Source organism: Amycolatopsis circi (genome assembly GCF_003385235.1).
GTDB lineage: Bacteria > Actinomycetota > Actinomycetes > Mycobacteriales > Pseudonocardiaceae > Amycolatopsis > Amycolatopsis circi.
Genome location: NZ_PQIA01000013.1, coordinates 56180 through 71073, shown reverse-complemented (window position 1 = coordinate 71073; position 14894 = coordinate 56180). Strand labels below are relative to the sequence as shown.

Annotated in this window: 13 protein-coding genes; 10 read left to right on the top strand and 3 right to left on the bottom strand. The window is 66.7% G+C overall.

The genetic code is table 11. The features are described from left to right. The first annotated feature begins 142 nt into the window (after nt 1-142). Genes D0D37_RS07005 through D0D37_RS06970 form a run of 8 tightly spaced genes read left to right on the top strand, consistent with a single transcriptional unit; the run spans nt 143 to nt 8187 of the window. Nucleotides 143-1597, top strand: a complete 1455-nt coding sequence (locus D0D37_RS07005; RefSeq protein ID WP_116199777.1) for a 4-hydroxyphenylacetate 3-hydroxylase family protein — start codon at nt 143-145, stop codon at nt 1595-1597. 17 nt (nt 1598-1614) lie between these two features. After that, entirely contained in the window at nt 1615-2616 is a 1002-nt protein-coding gene (locus D0D37_RS07000; protein WP_116199698.1) for an amidohydrolase family protein, read from the top strand. A gap of 11 nt (nt 2617-2627) precedes the next feature. Further along, nucleotides 2628-3644 (top strand): DODA-type extradiol aromatic ring-opening family dioxygenase, encoded by a 1017-nt coding sequence (locus D0D37_RS06995; protein ID WP_116199697.1) that lies wholly within the window; start codon nt 2628-2630, stop codon nt 3642-3644. 2 nt (nt 3645-3646) lie between these two features. After that, a complete protein-coding gene (locus D0D37_RS06990; protein ID WP_116199696.1) occupies nt 3647-4315 on the top strand; it encodes an RraA family protein in 669 nt (222 codons plus the stop codon). After that, entirely contained in the window at nt 4315-4962 is a 648-nt protein-coding gene (locus D0D37_RS06985; protein ID WP_116199695.1) for an RraA family protein, read from the top strand. The genes D0D37_RS06990 and D0D37_RS06985 overlap by 1 nt, the downstream gene beginning before the upstream one ends. After that, the gene (locus D0D37_RS06980) at nt 4959-5597 is read left to right on the top strand and encodes a 4-carboxy-4-hydroxy-2-oxoadipate aldolase/oxaloacetate decarboxylase (protein WP_116199694.1); all 639 of its coding nucleotides are present in this window, start codon (nt 4959-4961) and stop codon (nt 5595-5597) included. The genes D0D37_RS06985 and D0D37_RS06980 overlap by 4 nt, the downstream gene beginning before the upstream one ends. Before the next feature lie 5 nt (nt 5598-5602). Continuing rightward, the gene (locus tag D0D37_RS06975; protein WP_116199693.1) at nt 5603-6565 is read left to right on the top strand and encodes a flavin reductase; all 963 of its coding nucleotides are present in this window, start codon (nt 5603-5605) and stop codon (nt 6563-6565) included. An 11-nt stretch (nt 6566-6576) separates the two neighbouring features. After that, the gene (locus D0D37_RS06970; protein WP_244223418.1) at nt 6577-8187 is read left to right on the top strand and encodes an FAD-dependent monooxygenase; all 1611 of its coding nucleotides are present in this window, start codon (nt 6577-6579) and stop codon (nt 8185-8187) included. A 59-nt stretch (nt 8188-8246) separates the two neighbouring features. On the opposite strand, the gene D0D37_RS06965 is transcribed toward D0D37_RS06970, so the two are convergent. Together D0D37_RS06965 and D0D37_RS06960 are read right to left on the bottom strand one after the other, a co-directional pair. Next, nucleotides 8247-9623 carry an aldehyde dehydrogenase family protein gene (locus tag D0D37_RS06965; protein ID WP_116199691.1) on the bottom strand — a complete coding sequence of 459 codons (1377 nt, stop codon included), beginning with the start codon at nt 9621-9623 and terminating at the stop codon, nt 8247-8249. A gap of 55 nt (nt 9624-9678) precedes the next feature. After that, nucleotides 9679-10830 (bottom strand): PucR family transcriptional regulator, encoded by a 1152-nt coding sequence (locus tag D0D37_RS06960; protein WP_208719828.1) that lies wholly within the window; start codon nt 10828-10830, stop codon nt 9679-9681. Between the two features lie 74 nt (nt 10831-10904). Between D0D37_RS06960 and D0D37_RS06955 the strand changes: the two genes are divergently transcribed. Continuing rightward, nucleotides 10905-12515 carry a thiamine pyrophosphate-binding protein gene (locus D0D37_RS06955; RefSeq protein ID WP_116199776.1) on the top strand — a complete coding sequence of 537 codons (1611 nt, stop codon included), beginning with the start codon at nt 10905-10907 and terminating at the stop codon, nt 12513-12515. 301 nt (nt 12516-12816) lie between these two features. Here D0D37_RS06955 and D0D37_RS06950 read toward each other — a convergent pair whose 3' ends face one another. Further along, nucleotides 12817-14028 (bottom strand): M20 metallopeptidase family protein, encoded by a 1212-nt coding sequence (locus D0D37_RS06950; protein ID WP_116199689.1) that lies wholly within the window; start codon nt 14026-14028, stop codon nt 12817-12819. Nucleotides 14029-14148: 120 nt separating this feature from the next. Here D0D37_RS06950 and D0D37_RS06945 point away from each other — a divergent pair, with 120 nt between their 5' ends. Further along, nucleotides 14149-14877, top strand: coding sequence for a FadR/GntR family transcriptional regulator (locus tag D0D37_RS06945; protein ID WP_244223417.1), 729 nt, complete (start codon nt 14149-14151; stop codon nt 14875-14877). The last annotated feature ends 17 nt before the right edge of the window (nt 14878-14894 follow it).

Here is a 14894-nt window from a genome sequence, read left to right as displayed (position 1 = left end):
ACACCGCGTCGGACTTTCCTACACGGTGTCGGACGCCCGCAGCGGAGATTCCCGCAGCGGGCCGATTCCGCGGGGCCGCGATTTCCGTAGCTTCGAATCGTCGCCCGGTGCGGGCCCGTCACAGACAAAGGAGTCGGAGTACATGGACATTTCCGGTGCCACCGGGGCGCTGACCGGCGAGCAGTACAAAAAGAGCCTCAACGACGGCCGCGAGGTCTGGCTCGACGGGAAACGCATCGAGAACGTCGCGGAACACCCGGCGCTCAAGCCGACCGTCGACGAGTTCGCCCGGCTGCTCGACCTGCGGTTCGCCACCCCCGAGGGGCGGGCGGCGACCCTGTTCAAGTCCGAGGAGACCGGCAACGAGGTCAGCTACGCGTTTTCCCTGCCGAAGACCCCGGAGGAATTGCGGGACAAATTCGCCGCGTCGGAATGGTGGATGCGGGAAAGCCTCGGACAGCTCGGCCGATCGCCGGACTTCATGTCGAATGTGGTCGCGGGCCTCGCCGATTACGCTGACGAACTCGAACAGAACCGCGAAGGTTTCGGTCAGAACGCGCTGGATTACCGCCGGTTCGCGATGGAGCACGACCTCGTCCTGACCCACGCGCTCGGCGATCCGCAGATCGACCGCAGCGCCAGCCCGCTCGACGACCCGGACCTCGCCCTGCGCGTCGTCGAGGAGCGCGAGGACGGCGTAATCCTGCGCGGGGCCAAGCAACTCGCCACGCTCGCGCCGTTCTCCCATGAAGTGCTGGTGTATCTCAACGGCGTCACCGCCGCTCGCGGCGCGGAAGACTTCGTCATCTGGTTCGCGCTGCCGATGAACACGCCGGGCCTGAAGATCCTGCTGCGCGAACCGCTCGGCGCGCCGGAGAGCGGCCATTCGCACCCGCTCGGCAATCGGTACGACGAGCAGGACGCGATGCTGTTCTTCGACGACGTTTTCCTGCCGCGCGAACGCATCTTCCTGCTCGGCGATTCGCTCCGTGCGCTCAAGGGCCTCGGCCGGATCAACGTCTGGAGCCTGCAGAGCACGCACATCCGCTTCCTCGCCCGGATGAAGTTCTTCACCTCGGTCGCGAAGAAGCTCGCGCACTCCATCGGCGTGGACACCTTCCGCGGCATCCAGGAGCAGCTCGGCGAACTCATCTCCTACGTCCAGACGCTCGAACTGGCGATCAAGGGCGCCGAAGCCGACGCAGTCGTGACGCCGGGCGGACACCTCGCGCCGAACAACACCAACGGAGTCGGCTTCTGGTCGGCTGATATCTCAGCGCGGATGGTTCAGATCTTGCGCCAGGTCGCCGCGTCCGGCCTCATCATGCAGCCGACCGAAGCCGACCTCGCGAACCCGGAACTGCGCCCGTTCCTGGACCTCTACATGCGTGGTCACGACATCGGAGCAGCGGAGAAGGCCCGGCTGTTCCGGCTCGGCTGGGAACTCGCCGGCTCGAGTTTCGGGATGCGCCAGGAACTTTACGAGTACCTGCACCGCGGCGACCCCGGCGCGGGCCGCACCCGGCTGCTGCGCTTCTACGACACGTCGGCGACGGACGCGCGCGTCGACGAACTCATCAGCAAGCCGCTCGTCTGAGACGCAAGGAGCATCCCGTGATCATCGACGTCCACGGCCACATGTCCGCGCCGGACGCCTACTACGCCTGGAAAGCCTCGCTGCTGGCGCACCGCGGCGCGCACGGCGGCAAACCCCCGGCCATCAGCGACGACGCGCTCGCCGCCGCGTATCACCACCCGCACCCGAGCTTCGGCGACATCTCGCATCTGGCGCATATCGACGGCGCCGGAATCGACCTGCAGATGATCTCGCCCCGCCCGTTCCAGATGATGCACAGCGAGCGGCCGGCCAAGCTCGTGCAGTGGTTCACCGAGGAGACCAACAACCTCATCCATCGCGCCACCGAACTGTTCCCCGGCCGGTTCAAGGGCGTCGCCGGACTCCCGCAGAGCCCGGACCTGACGCCGCGGGAGTGGACCGCCGAGCTGCGCCGCACGGTGACCGAACTCGGCTTCGTCGGTGCGATGCTCAACACCGATCCGTACGAGGGCACCGAAACTCCGCTCGCTCTCGGCGACCGGTACTGGTACCCGGTGTACGAGGTGCTGTGCGAACTCGACGTGCCGGTGCTGCTGCACGCGGCCGGGTGCAAGCCGCCTGCGCGCGAGCCGTACAGCCTGCACTTCATCCAGGAAGAAACCATCGCGGTGTGGAGTCTCGTGAACTCCACCGTGCTGAAGGACTTCCCGGACCTCAAGGTGATCGTCTCGCACGGCGGCGGCGCGATTCCGTACCAGGTGGGCCGTTTCCTGCCGTCGGTGGTGCGCACCGGAGTGTCCTATCTGGACAAACTGCGCCGCCTGCACTTCGACTCGTGCCTCTACACCCAGGACAGCCTGGAGCTGCTGATGAAGGTCGTCGGCACCGACCGGGTGCTGTTCGGTTCGGAGAAACCGGGCACCGGCTCGCAGATCGACCCGGAGACCGGCCGCTGGTTCGACGACATCCACTTGCTCATCGACGACATCGCCTGGCTCGGCGAGAAGGAGCGCGCCGACGTCCTCGAGAACAACGCCCGCGCGCTCTTCCGGCTCTGAGGGAGAAGGCCATGACGGAAATCGTTGCCGGGTTCGGCACCTCGCACGGGCCGCAACTGAAGGCGCCACCACCGCACGCGTGGGATACCAGGGGCACGGCGGACCGCGCCAGCAAGGGACTGAAGTTCCGCGGCGAGACCTATAGCTATGAGGAACTGCGCGAGCTGCGGGAGGACTTTTCGCCGGAGATCACTCCCGAGGTGATGGCGCGGCGCTGGGAAAGCTGCCAGCGGTCGATGGACCGGCTCGCGGACTTCATCAAGTCGCAAGACGTCGACGTTCTCGTCATCGTTTCCAGCGACCACAAGGAAACCTACGGTGACGAATGGCTCGCCCCGTTCTCGGTGTTCTGGGGCGACGAGGTCGCGCACGTGCCGTTCACCCAGGCGCAGCTCGACGCGATGGCTCCCGGCCTCGCCGAAGCCGCGACCGGTGACGTCCCGGACCGCACGATCATGCGGCCGACACACCGTGAGCTGGGCAAGCACATCATCCAGTCCACACAGGCCGACGACTTCGACACCGGTGCCACCGAGGTCATCCCGGCCGGGCGGTACGAGAACCACACGATTCCGCACGGCTTCGGGTTCATCTACCAGCGGTTCCTCGGCCAGGAATCCACGCTGCCGATGGTGCCGATCTTCATCAACACCTTCTGGGAGCCGAATCCGCCGGGAGCCAAGCGCTGCTACGACTTCGGACGCGCGGTCGGCCGGGCGATCCGGTCGTTCCCCGGCGACCTGCGCGTCGGCGTCGTCGCGTCGGGCGGTCTCAGCCACTTCGTGATCGACGAAAAGCTGGACCAGGAGTTCATCCAAGCCCTGCGGGACCACGACGCCGACTACCTCTCGACCGTCCCGGCCGCCGAGATGCGGTCCGGTGCCTCGGAGCTGCGCAACTGGATCGCGGTCGCCGGGATCGCCGAGGAAGCAGGTCTCGTCGTGACGAGCGCGGACTACGAACCGTGCTACCGAACGGAAGCTGGTACGGGCAACGCGATGGGTTTCCTTACCTGGGAACGGAAGTGATCATGTCTCTCGAAGAGATCATCACCGCGCTGCGCGGACTCGACAGCTGCGCGGTTTCCGACGCGCTCGATACGCTGGGCCTGCCTGGCGCGGTCACCGCGCTGAAGCCGATGTGGCCCGCAGGCACAGTCCTCGCCGGGCGGGTGCGCACAGTCACCGCCGCACCGAAGGCGACCGCTGGACCGGCGACGCACATCGCCACGCCGCTGGTCGCGATCACCGAGCCGGACGACGTCGTGGTGATCGACAACCACGGTCGCACGGACGTCTCGTGCTGGGGCGGTTTGCTCGCCGAGGCCGCGGTCCGGCGTGGCGTCGCTGGCGTCATCGTGGACGGTGCCTGCCGCGACGTCCAGGAGAGCGAGGCATTGAAGCTGCCGGTCTTCGCGCGCACGGCCGTTCCGGTCAGCGCGCGGGGCCGCATCGTGCAGGCCGCGATGGACGAGCGCATCCAGATCGCTGGTATCTCAGTTGCCCCGCAAGACTTCGTGCTCGCGGACGTCAACGGCGTCGTCTTCGTCGCCGCTGGCGATGCGGAACGCGTCATCGCGCTCGCGCAGCGGATCGCCGAGCGCGAAGCCCGGATGGCAGAGGCGGTCCGGTCCGGCCGCGACGTGCAAGAAGTCATGCACGATTCCCAATTCCCCTCAGTCACCGTGGAGCAGCGCTGATGTCTCTCCTCGACCGGTTCGCCGGACTCGGCACCGCGACGGTCTCCGACGCCCTCGACAAGCTCAAGCGACCAGGCAGCCTGCTCGGCCTCGCCCCGCTGGCGGACGGACAGCGCATGGTCGGTCGCGCGTTCACCGTGCGGTATGTCAGCGCGCAGGTCCCGGCCGGAACCGTCGGCGACTTTATCGACCAGGTCGAGCCTGGCCAGGTGATCGTGCTCGACAACGACGGTCGCGTCGACTGCACGGTCTGGGGCGATATCCTGACCGCAGTAGCGCACCAGCGTGGTATCTCAGGCACGGTCATTGAAGGGGTCTGCCGCGACACGCACCGCGCTTTGTCCATTGGCTACCCGATCTACAGCCGTGGTCGCTTCATGCGCACGGGCAAGGACCGGGTCGAGGTGGCGGAGGAACGCGGACCGGTGACCATCGGCGGCGTGACAGTCCGCGATGGGGACATCTTGCTCGGCGACTCGGACGGCGTCGTGGCGATCCCGCGCGATTGCGAGGACGACGTATTAGAGGTCGCCGAGATGATCCAGGCGCGCGAAGAGGCGATCCTCGCCGCTGCGCTCGGCGGCGCGACGATCGCCGAAGCCCGTGCGAAGTACGGCTACCACGATCTGCAGCGGGCGGAAGCATGACGACTTTGGCCGAAGACACCAAGGAACTGCTAACGCTCGGCACAGCCACGCTGTACGAGGCGTCCGGCCTCGACTGCTTCCTGGACGCCGCGTTCCGGCCAGCCTGGGACGGTGCGCGGATGGTCGGCCGCGCGGTGCCGGTGTCGGCGCAGATCGGCGACAACCTCGCGCTGCACCACGGGATCGAGGCTGCTGGTCCGGGTGACGTGCTCGTGGTCGACGCCGGTGGCGCGCCGTTCGGGTACTGGGGCGAGGTGATGGCCGTCGCGGCGCAGGCGCGCGGTATTCACGGCCTGGTCATAGACGGCGGCGTCCGCGACACTCAGCAGCTCGCGTCGCTCGGGTTCCCGGCGTTCAGCACGGCGATTTCGATCCGCGGCACGATCAAGAACTGGCCGGGGACAGTCGGCCGGCCGATCACCTTGCGCGGCAGGGTGATTCGCCGCGGCGACATCGTCGTGGCCGACCGGGACGGGATCGTCGTGTTCCCGGCGGACGAGTACGACCGTGTTCTGGCCGCGTCCCGGGTCCGGGCGGAGAAGGAAGCGTCCTATCTGGACCGGCTCCGCGCCGGTGAGACCACTTTGGACGTTTACCAATTCCGCAATCTCGGCGTCCCGGACGAAGCGAGGTGAAACCCATGACCTCCGACCAGCAACGCATCGACAGCTTCCGCCAGGCAGCCGGGCGATTCGCCTCGGGCGTCACGGTGGTGACCACCGCGCTCGACGGGCACCTTTACGGAATCACCGCGACCTCGTTCGTTTCGCTTTCGCTGAATCCGCTTCTGGTGACGGTCTCGATCAATTCGCACAGTCCGATCCTTGAGGAGATCCGCGCGAGCGGGGTCTTCGCGATCAACGTGCTGAGCCGTCATCAGCAAGACGTTTCCGCCTGCTTCGCCCGCCGTGGGCGCGGCCGGAGCAAGGAGCGGTTCGACGAGGTCGAGACGCACACCGAGGCCACCGGCGCACCGGTCGTCACCGGTGCACTCAGCTGGTTCGACTGCACCGTGCACACGATGCTCGGCGGCGGCGACCACATCATTCTCGTCGGCGAAGTTGTTTCGGCGGGCGGCGGAACTGGACAGCCGTTGCTGTACTGGTCCGGCGAATACCGCGAACTCGACACGGCGGAAGAGGCGGAAGCGGACATCGGTCGGATCGCTGATTCGCTTTCCATCCAGCTGCATTTGCACGGAATGCGGACCGAACAGCTTTTGGAGGCGCAGCACGCGGTCGAACCCGCGGCCGCCGCCCTCGCTGCTCGTGCCGCGGCGGACGACCAGATAGCGCAATTGCGGGCGCTGGTCGAGGAATCGGAGAAACACGTCCACGACGCCAGCCGGTACAACCCGCTGTCGCTGGAATTCCACGCGCGGCTCGGTTTGCTCAGCGGGAATCCGGCGATCGCCGCGTCGGTCGGCGCGCTCAACCGGCCGCGGGAAAGCGTGTATGCCGTGCACACCAACGCCGAACGGGCGACTCGTGCGGTCGATGCGCACCGCCGCATCCTTCAGGCCATTGAGGACCGTGACGAGGACGCTGCCCGCCGGCTGATGACCGAGCACCTTGGCGTGGTGGCGCAAGGAATGCCGTGCTGAACAGAGAGACCATGGACGCAGACGTCCTCATCGTCGGGGCAGGCCCGGTCGGCCTTGTCGCCGCTTTGGATCTGAGCAGCCGCGGCGTGTCGGTGATCGTCGTCGAGGAACGGGAGTTTCTCGAACCGCCGAACGTCAAGTGCAACCACGTCGCCTCGCGCACCATGGAAAGCTTCCGGAGGCTCGGGATCGCGGCTGAGGTGCGTGCGGCCGGTCTGCCGCGCGACTACCCGCAGGACGTCGCGTTCCGGACCTCGCTGATTGGCCGGGAACTGTCGCGCATCCCGATCCCGGCGAGCGGCGAGCGGTACACGTCTCGCGTTGGCCCCGACACGAGCTGGGCGACGCCGGAGCCTCCGCATCGGATCAACCAGACGTTCCTGGAACCGATCCTCGCCCGGAACGCCGCTGTCGCACCCGGGGTGACACTGCTCAACCGCACGCGGTTCCATTCGGTCGAGCAGAACGCCTCTTCCGTCTCGGCCGTAGTGTCCGACGGTTCGGGGGAGCGCACTCTGCGCGCTCGGTACTTCATCGGCGCGGACGGCGGCCGTTCGGCGGTGCGCAAGCAGATCGGTGCGAAGCTCAGCGGCGATCCGGTGCTCCAGCACGTGCAGTCCACCTGCATCCGCGCACCGAAGCTGTACTCGCTGATGTCGGCTGACGAACCGCGGGCTTGGGGTTACTACACGTTCAACGCTCGCCGCGTCGGGCACGTCTACGCGATCGACGGCAGCGAGACTTTCCTTGTGCACACCTACCTTTCCTCGGAGGAAGAGGTCGTCGATCGGGACGCGGCGATTCGCGCGATTCTCGGCGTGGACGAGTCCTTCGAGTACGAGGTCGTGTCCAAAGAGGACTGGATCGCTCGCCGCCTGCTCGCCGACCGGTTCCGCGACCGGCGGGTGTTCCTTGCCGGAGACGCTTCGCATCTGTGGGTGCCGTTCGCGGGATTCGGGATGAACGCGGGCATCGCGGACGTGCTCAACCTGACCTGGCTGCTCGGCGCGCATCTCGGCGGCTGGGCCGAGGAAGGAATCCTGGACGCCTACGAAGCCGAACGGCGGCCGATCACCGAACAGGTGTCGCTCTTCGCGATGAACCACCAGCGCAAGCTCGCCCGGCCAGGACTTCCCGCCGCCCTGGAAGACGACACCCCGGCCGGTGACGCTGCGCGCTCGTCGTTCGGTACTGCGGTGCGCGAGCTGAACGAGCCGCAGTTCGCCGCCGCGGGCCTGAACTACGGGTACGCGTACCACGGTTCGCCGATCATCGCCTACGACGGCGAAGAAGCGCCTGGCTACACGATGGGCAGTTACACACCGTCCACTGTGCCCGGTTGCCGCGCCCCGCACTTCACGCTGCCTGATGGATCCTCGCTGTACGACCATTTTTCAGCTGGCTACACGGCGATTGCAGCGCGCGGGGTTGATATCTCAGCCTTGACCGTTGAAGCGGCAGACCGAGGTATCCCATTCGCTGTTGTTGAAGTCGACGAGCTGCCGGATGAATATCTTTGCCCCATCACGCTGGTACGTCAGGATCAGACGGTGGTGTGGCGAGGGGCTCCGCCCGACCGGGCGGCCGCGGCCGAGTTGTGGGAAAAGCTTCGCGGCGCTTGACCACCGGCCCACAGTGAAGGCCTCCTCGGGGAAATCCCTCCAGGAGGCCTTCACTGGTTTCACCGGCGGATGATTTTGGTGGCCGCCATGGCTTTCAGGCCTTCCACGCCGAACTCCAGCCCGTAGCCCGACGACTTCGTCCCGCCGAACGGAATCGCCGGATCGACGCCGCCGTGCTGGTTGATCCACACGGTGCCCGCCTCCATCCGCTGGGCCACCGCGTCGGTCTCGTCAGCGTCGGGACCCCACACCGAGGCGCCCAACCCCTGGTCAGTGCCGTTCGCCCGACGCACCGCGTCGCCCACAGTGGAGTACCTGATCACCGGCAGCACCGGACCGAACTGCTCCTCGTCGACCACCGCGGCACCGTCCTCGACATCCGCGACGATCGTCGGCCGGTAGAACAGCGGCCCCAGTTCCGGCGCTGGCATGCCACCGGTGACGATCCGGGCACCGCGCGTCCGAGCCTCTTCCACCAGCCGCGAAACGATCTCGAACTGTGCCGGATTCTGCACCGGCCCGAGCCGGTTCGCCTTGTCCTGTCCCGGTCCCATCGGTGCCTTCTCGGCGCGTTCGGCCAGCGCGGAGACGACGTCGTCATAGATCGACTCGTGCACGTAAAGGCGTTTGAGCGCGGCACACACCTGGCCGGTGTTCATGAAAGCCGCCCAGAACAGCTTGTCGGCAACGGCGTCCACGTCCGTGCCAGGCAGCACGATCGCGGCGTCGTTCCCGCCCAGTTCCAGGGTGAGCCGCGCGAGGTTGCCCGCCGAGCTTTCGACAATCCGGCGTCCGGTCGCGGTGGAGCCAGTGAAGACGATCTTGGCGATCCGCGGGTGCGCGGCCAGCGCGGCACCGACTTCACGATCCCCGGAGACCGCGGTCAGCACGTCCGCGGGGAGGTGCCGGCGGAAGATCTCCGCGAGCGCGAGCACGCTCAGCGGAGTGTTCTCGGAAGGCTTGAGCACCACCGTATTTCCCATGCGCAACGCCGGCGCGACGTGCCACACGGCGATCATCACCGGGAAGTTCCATGGACCAATCGACGCGACGACGCCGAGCGGGACGTAGTGCTGTTCCGCGCCGTCCGGGAGAGTCTGCGGTTCAAGCGCGGTGTCCGCCGCGGACCGGAGCCAATGCGCGGCACCGTGTGCCTCACCGGCACCCCCGGCTTTGCCTTGCTCAGCGGTGATGATCTCGCCGAGTTCCTCCGCGTTCGCGTCGATGTCGTCCGCGATGACGTGCAGGATCCGCGAGCGTTCAGCGTGTCCCAGCGCGGCCCAAGACGGTTGAGCCGTTGCGGCAGCGGCAATCGCGGCGTTCAGCTGGTCGACCGTGTGCACGGGTGCGTGGCCGACGACTTCCCGGGTCGCGGCGTCCAGGATCGCCCGCCCGCGGTCTTCGGCGACCGAGACGGTGGTCAGCAGTGCGTTCATGCGGGACCCTTCCGTAAAAGTTTACATTGAATATAGTCAATTGGGAGCGGTGCGGCTAGCGAAGACCGGCGAGCGTCGCGATCCGCAGCCCGGTGTGGAGTTCCCGGCGCACCTTCCCGTCGGCGAGGTCGACGTCGGCGACTGCTCGCACCCGATCCAGCCGGTAGTAGAGGGTGCTGCGGTGGACGTGCAGGGTCAGCGCGGTGCGTTGGGCGTCGCAGCCGCAGTCGAGGTAGGTCTCCAGGGTCTGCGCGAGATCCGGGCCGGACTGCGCGTCGAGCAGTCGTCGTACGGCATCGGGGAGATCTGGGATATCAAGGTCTTCGAGCGGGAGTTGCAGCAGCAGCCGGTCCAATCCCAACTCCGACCAGTGGACCACGCAGCCGGTGTCGCCGCCGCGCAAGGAGATCCGGGCTTCCCGCAGCGACCGGTGCACGCCGGACAGCGGCGCGTGCGCTCCGCCGACCCCGGCGTGCAGGCCGGAAAAGGCCGGCTGCGCAAGGAGAGCCGACAGTCGCTCGGTGTCGATCTCGTATGGCACCAGCAGGACGGCTTCGCTGCCGAGCACCGCGCCGACGGCCTTCAAGGTGGGGAAGACCGGGATGCTCGACAACGCCCGGTCCAGCACGAGCCGGAGTGTCGCCGAGCTGGGCTCGGCGCGGGGCGGGGTCGCGATCGAGATCACCGTGTAGTGCGGGACAGGGGAGAGCAGGCCGCTCGCGAGCAGTTCGTCGGCGGCCTGGACGCGCTGGTCGTCGTTGCCTTCGAGGAGCGCGGCGAGCAGACGTCGCGCGCGGTCCTCGTCCTCCCGGTTGCCCAGGGCCATGGCGGCCAGCAGCAACCCGATCTGCGCCCGACGTTCGCGTAGCTCGTCGTCGTCCTCGTAGGCGGAGTCGTCGTCCTCGGGGATGGTCGAGGACAGGTAGCCGACGAGTCGTCCCTCGTGCCGGACCGGTGCGACCAGCCGGGACTGCCCGCCGTCGAGCGGCGGGATCCGGACCGGCTCCTGCGACTGGCCGACCCGGTAGTCCCGAATGGATTCCCGGGCGCGCGAAGATCCTTTGTGGGACAAGATGATCGCCAGCCGGGCGTGGTCGACGTCCTGGTCGTGCACGCTGAACGCGATCACCGTGAAGTCGACGTCGAACACGATGATCGGCCGGCCGAGCCGGTCTGCGTAGGCCTGCACCTGTCCTTCGAGAGTCATGCTCGCCTCTTCCGTTGCCAGCTGCCGGAGATTTGATCTATATTCATTATAGACATTTGACGAGAGGGATCCGCATGGCACAGATGACAGGCGGTGACGCGCTCGCCAGGGCGCTCATCAGCGAGGGCGTCGACACGGTCTTCGGCATTCCCGGAGTCCAGCTGGACGGGCTCACCGACGGCATGTACCGCAAGCGCGACGAGCTGGAACTGGTCGTTCCGCGGCACGAGCAGGCGACCAGCTACATGGCGGACGGCTACTACCGCGCGTCCGGACGGCCGGGTGTGGCGATGGTGGTGCCGGGGCCTGGTGTACTGAACGCTGGCGCTGGTATGGCAACGGCGTATGCCTGCTCCTCGCAGGTGATGCTGCTGGCGGGGACGATCCCGTCGCCGCTCGTGGGATCCGGGCTGGGCGCGCTGCACGAGATTCCTCGGCAGACTGACACGGTTCAGGGGCTGACTAAGTGGTCGGCGCGGCCTAAGCGGGTCGAGGAGATTCCCGATCTGGTGCATGAGGGGTTTCGGCAGATGCGGACTGGGCGGCCGCGGCCGGTCGCGCTGGAGCTGGGGCCGGACTTGTTGCATGCGGTTGCGGATCTCAAGCCGGGGGAGCCGTTTGGGGTTCGGGAGCCGGAGGCCCCGGAGCGGGATGTTGTTGAGCTGGCTCGGTTGCTGGGGGCTTCTGAGCGGCCGGTGATCCACGTTGGCGGGGGGATGCGGGATCCTCGGGCGTTCAAGTTGCTGGCTCGGCTTGCTGAGTTGCTCGACGCGCCGGTGGTGATGAGCGAGAACGGGCGGGGCGCGATCGATGCTCGGGATCCGCATGCGTTGCCTGCGTTTGCGTTGTGGGAGTTGCGGTCCGCTGCTGACTTGGTGGTTTCGTTTGGCAGCCGGTTCCTGACGCCGTTTGGGCAGCAGTTGAATATTGGCGACGCTCGGCTTGCGTTGGTCAATATTGATGCCGCTGATCTTCGTGCGCCTCGGCGGCCGGACCTTGCGGTTAATGCTGATGCGGTCGCGGTGTTGGCGGCGTTGGTTGAGCGGCTCTCGCCGCGTTCGACCTGGGGTGCTGAGTTGGTTCGGCTTCGGGAGGATTGCGAGGCTCGGATTCGGAAGCAGGCTGGGCCGCAGATGGAGTTCGTGGACGCGATCCGTGCTGCGTTGCCCGAGGACGGGGTTTATGTCAATGAGTTGACGCAGATTGGGTATGTGTCTACGTACGGGTTTCCTGTGCAGGCACCGCGGTCTTATGTGTGGCCGGGGTATCAGGGGACGCTGGGGTATGCGATGCCTACTGCGCTTGGGGCTGCCGTGGGGTCGGGTGGGCGGCCGGTTGTCGCGGTTACTGGAGACGGGGGGATTGGGTGGTCTCTGCAGGAGTTCGCTACGGCTAAGAAGTACGGGATTCCGTTGGTGACTGTGTTGTTCGAGGACTCTCGGTTTGGGAACGTGTGGCGGATCCAGCGGGACACTTATGGTGGTCGGTTCATTGGGTCTGATTTGACCAATCCGGATTTCGAGTTGCTTACGCGGGCGTTTGGGTTGGATTTCGCGCTTGCGGAGGATGCTGCTGCGGTGGAGAAGCATGTTTCCGCGGCTATCGCGGCTCGGCGACCTGCGGTGGTCAAGGTGCCGGTGGATGTTTTTCCTTCGCCTTGGCCGTTGATTCACGAGAAGCATTGATCGGCTCGTCGCCTGGCGGCGACATTGCGCACGGTGGTTGCGTGGGGCACCCCGAAGTTGATTGTGCTGACGGTCTGAGGGTGGTTGTCAAGGCGGGAAAGATGCCTTGACAACCACCCTCAGACCGCAGGGAAGGCTTCGTATCGGGGTGCGGGGGTGGTGTGGGTGCACTGCGAGTTGGGTGCATCGGCTGCGGTTGGATGGCGGGCGGGTGGTCCGTGAAGGGCTCCTTGAGGGAATTAGATTCCTTCAAGGAGCCCTTCACGGACTTTCGAGGGTCGTGAGGGGAACCCTGAGGGAATCAGAGTCCCTCAGGGTTCCCCTCACGGACTGCGACGTGGCTTAGGGCTAGTGCTGCCAGTGCTGCGGCCTGGTCGGCTAGGACGCTGTCGTCGAAGATTGCGCGGGGGGAGTGGTTCATTTCCGCGGTGTCCGGGTCGGTTCCGTTCGGGGTGGTGCCCAGGAAAATAAAAGCGCCGGGGACTTCGTTCAGTACGGCGGAAAAGCTCTCCGACGCCATTATCGGGTGTTCCAGCGGTTCGGCTCGTTCCTGGCCGAACAGGTCGCCGAGCACGGTCAAGGCATGTGCTGCTGCCTTTGGGTCGTTCGTGGTGACTGGGTAGACCGACCGGAATTCCGTCTCTGCGCGGCAGCCGAATGCCGACGCGATTCCGCCCGCCAGCGACGGTAGTTCGCGGGCCAGGATGTCTACGCTCTCCGCGGAAAGCGCGCGGATTGTCGCGGCCAGCGTTGCTTCGTCGGGGATGGCGTTGATGATCTCGCTTGCCTGCATTTTGGTCACCGACAGCACGACTGGGTCGAAGACCGGGAATCGGCGGGTGACGTAGGTGTGCAGCGCCGAAATGATCTGTGCGGCAGCGGGAACTGGGTCGACTGCCTGGTGTGGGCGCGAGCCGTGTCCGCTTCGGCCTAGTACGCGTACGGTCAGGCTGCTGGCTCCGGCCATCATCGAGCCGGGGCGGGTGGTGAATACGCCGGTGTGGCCTGGCAGCACGTGGATGCCGTAGGCGGCCTCGACGCCGGAAAGCACACCCTCGGAGATCAGTCGTTGTGCGCCGCCGCCTGCTTCCTCGCCTGGTTCGAACATGAAGACCACTGAGCCTGCGATCTCGTCGCGGCGGGCGTTCAGCAGTTTTGCCGCACCGACTAGCGCGGCGGTGTGGAGATCGTGTCCGCAGGCGTGCATCAACCCGGGCCGTTGAGATGCGAACGCCAGTCCGGTTTCCTCGGTGACGCGCAGTGCGTCCATGTCTGCGCGCAATAGGATCGACGGTCCGGGTCGTGCGCCGCGCAGTACTGCGACGATCGACGTGAAGTCGGGCGGGCCGGGGGTTGCTTCGAGGTCGAGGGAAGCCATCGCGGTCAGCACGGTGCGCTGGGTCCGGGGGAGGGCGAACCCGGCTTCGGGCTGGGCGTGGAGGGTGCGGCGGAGTGCGACCAGATCTGGCAGGAGGGCGGCGGAGTCGGCGAGGATCGAGGCGGAAACCGGCATGGGGCTCCTTAGGGGCGACTGTGCGTGCCGCGCTGGTGACGCCAGCGGCTAATGTCTACAATCAATATAGACGATGCCGGGTGTTCGGGGTTCCGGTGCGCCTCTAATCTGTCACTACGCGTGACCCGCGTCGGCGACGTCACCGGACCGAGAACTTCGGAGGACTTCTTGCCGCAGATCACGAACACCGCCGCCGCCGTCCAGGTCGCTCGCGCGCTCGAGGACGAGATCGTCTCGGAGGGCTGGAGTGCCGGGCACTTCGTCGGCCGTCGCCAGGAGCTGATGGCGCGCTTCGGGGTCGCGCCGGCGACGTTGAGCGAGGCGATCCAGCTGTTGCGCGCCCGCGGCATCGTTGACGCGAAGCCCGGTCCGGGCGGCGGGATTTTTGTCGCGACGCGTTCGCCGTTCACGCACCTGAGCGATCAGCTGCTGCAGTTGCGCGAGGGAAAGGCGACGGTGGAGAACTGCCTGCGCGTCCTGGACTCGCTCGACGGTTCGGTGCTGCACGACGCGGTCGAGAACGCGAGCGACGAGGACATCGCTGATATCTCAGCGTGCGCTGAGACGTTGAAGTCGGCCTGGGATTCCGCGGAGGCGCCTACGGCGATCTGGGCGCTGCACGCGCGGATCGCCCAGGTGTCGCCGAACGAGCTTTTGCGCAGTCTGTATACGAATCTGGTCGACTACATCATCGCCGCGCGGCTCGAGGGCGTCACCGCGCCGACCACGCAGGAGCGGCTGCGGACGCACCTCGACTTCGCCGAGGCGGTCATGAAGCGCGACCACGAGCTGGCGGAGTCGGCGATCTCGCGGCATCGCCGTCCTGCGGTGGCAGCTCGGCCCTCCTGATCTCTGCAAGCCGGAGA

Coding starts and splice junctions, on each gene's coding strand:
- D0D37_RS06950 (WP_116199689.1), bottom strand. CDS start 14,028: ATGCCGGTTTCCGCCTCGATCCTCGCCGACTCCGCCGCCCTCCTGCCA.
- D0D37_RS06995 (WP_116199697.1), top strand. CDS start 2,628: ATGACGGAAATCGTTGCCGGGTTCGGCACCTCGCACGGGCCGCAACTG.
- D0D37_RS06975 (WP_116199693.1), top strand. CDS start 5,603: ATGACCTCCGACCAGCAACGCATCGACAGCTTCCGCCAGGCAGCCGGG.
- D0D37_RS06980 (WP_116199694.1), top strand. CDS start 4,959: ATGACGACTTTGGCCGAAGACACCAAGGAACTGCTAACGCTCGGCACA.
- D0D37_RS06955 (WP_116199776.1), top strand. CDS start 10,905: ATGGCACAGATGACAGGCGGTGACGCGCTCGCCAGGGCGCTCATCAGC.
- D0D37_RS06965 (WP_116199691.1), bottom strand. CDS start 9,623: ATGAACGCACTGCTGACCACCGTCTCGGTCGCCGAAGACCGCGGGCGG.
- D0D37_RS06990 (WP_116199696.1), top strand. CDS start 3,647: ATGTCTCTCGAAGAGATCATCACCGCGCTGCGCGGACTCGACAGCTGC.
- D0D37_RS07005 (WP_116199777.1), top strand. CDS start 143: ATGGACATTTCCGGTGCCACCGGGGCGCTGACCGGCGAGCAGTACAAA.
- D0D37_RS06960 (WP_208719828.1), bottom strand. CDS start 10,830: ATGACTCTCGAAGGACAGGTGCAGGCCTACGCAGACCGGCTCGGCCGG.
- D0D37_RS06985 (WP_116199695.1), top strand. CDS start 4,315: ATGTCTCTCCTCGACCGGTTCGCCGGACTCGGCACCGCGACGGTCTCC.
- D0D37_RS06970 (WP_244223418.1), top strand. CDS start 6,577: ATGGACGCAGACGTCCTCATCGTCGGGGCAGGCCCGGTCGGCCTTGTC.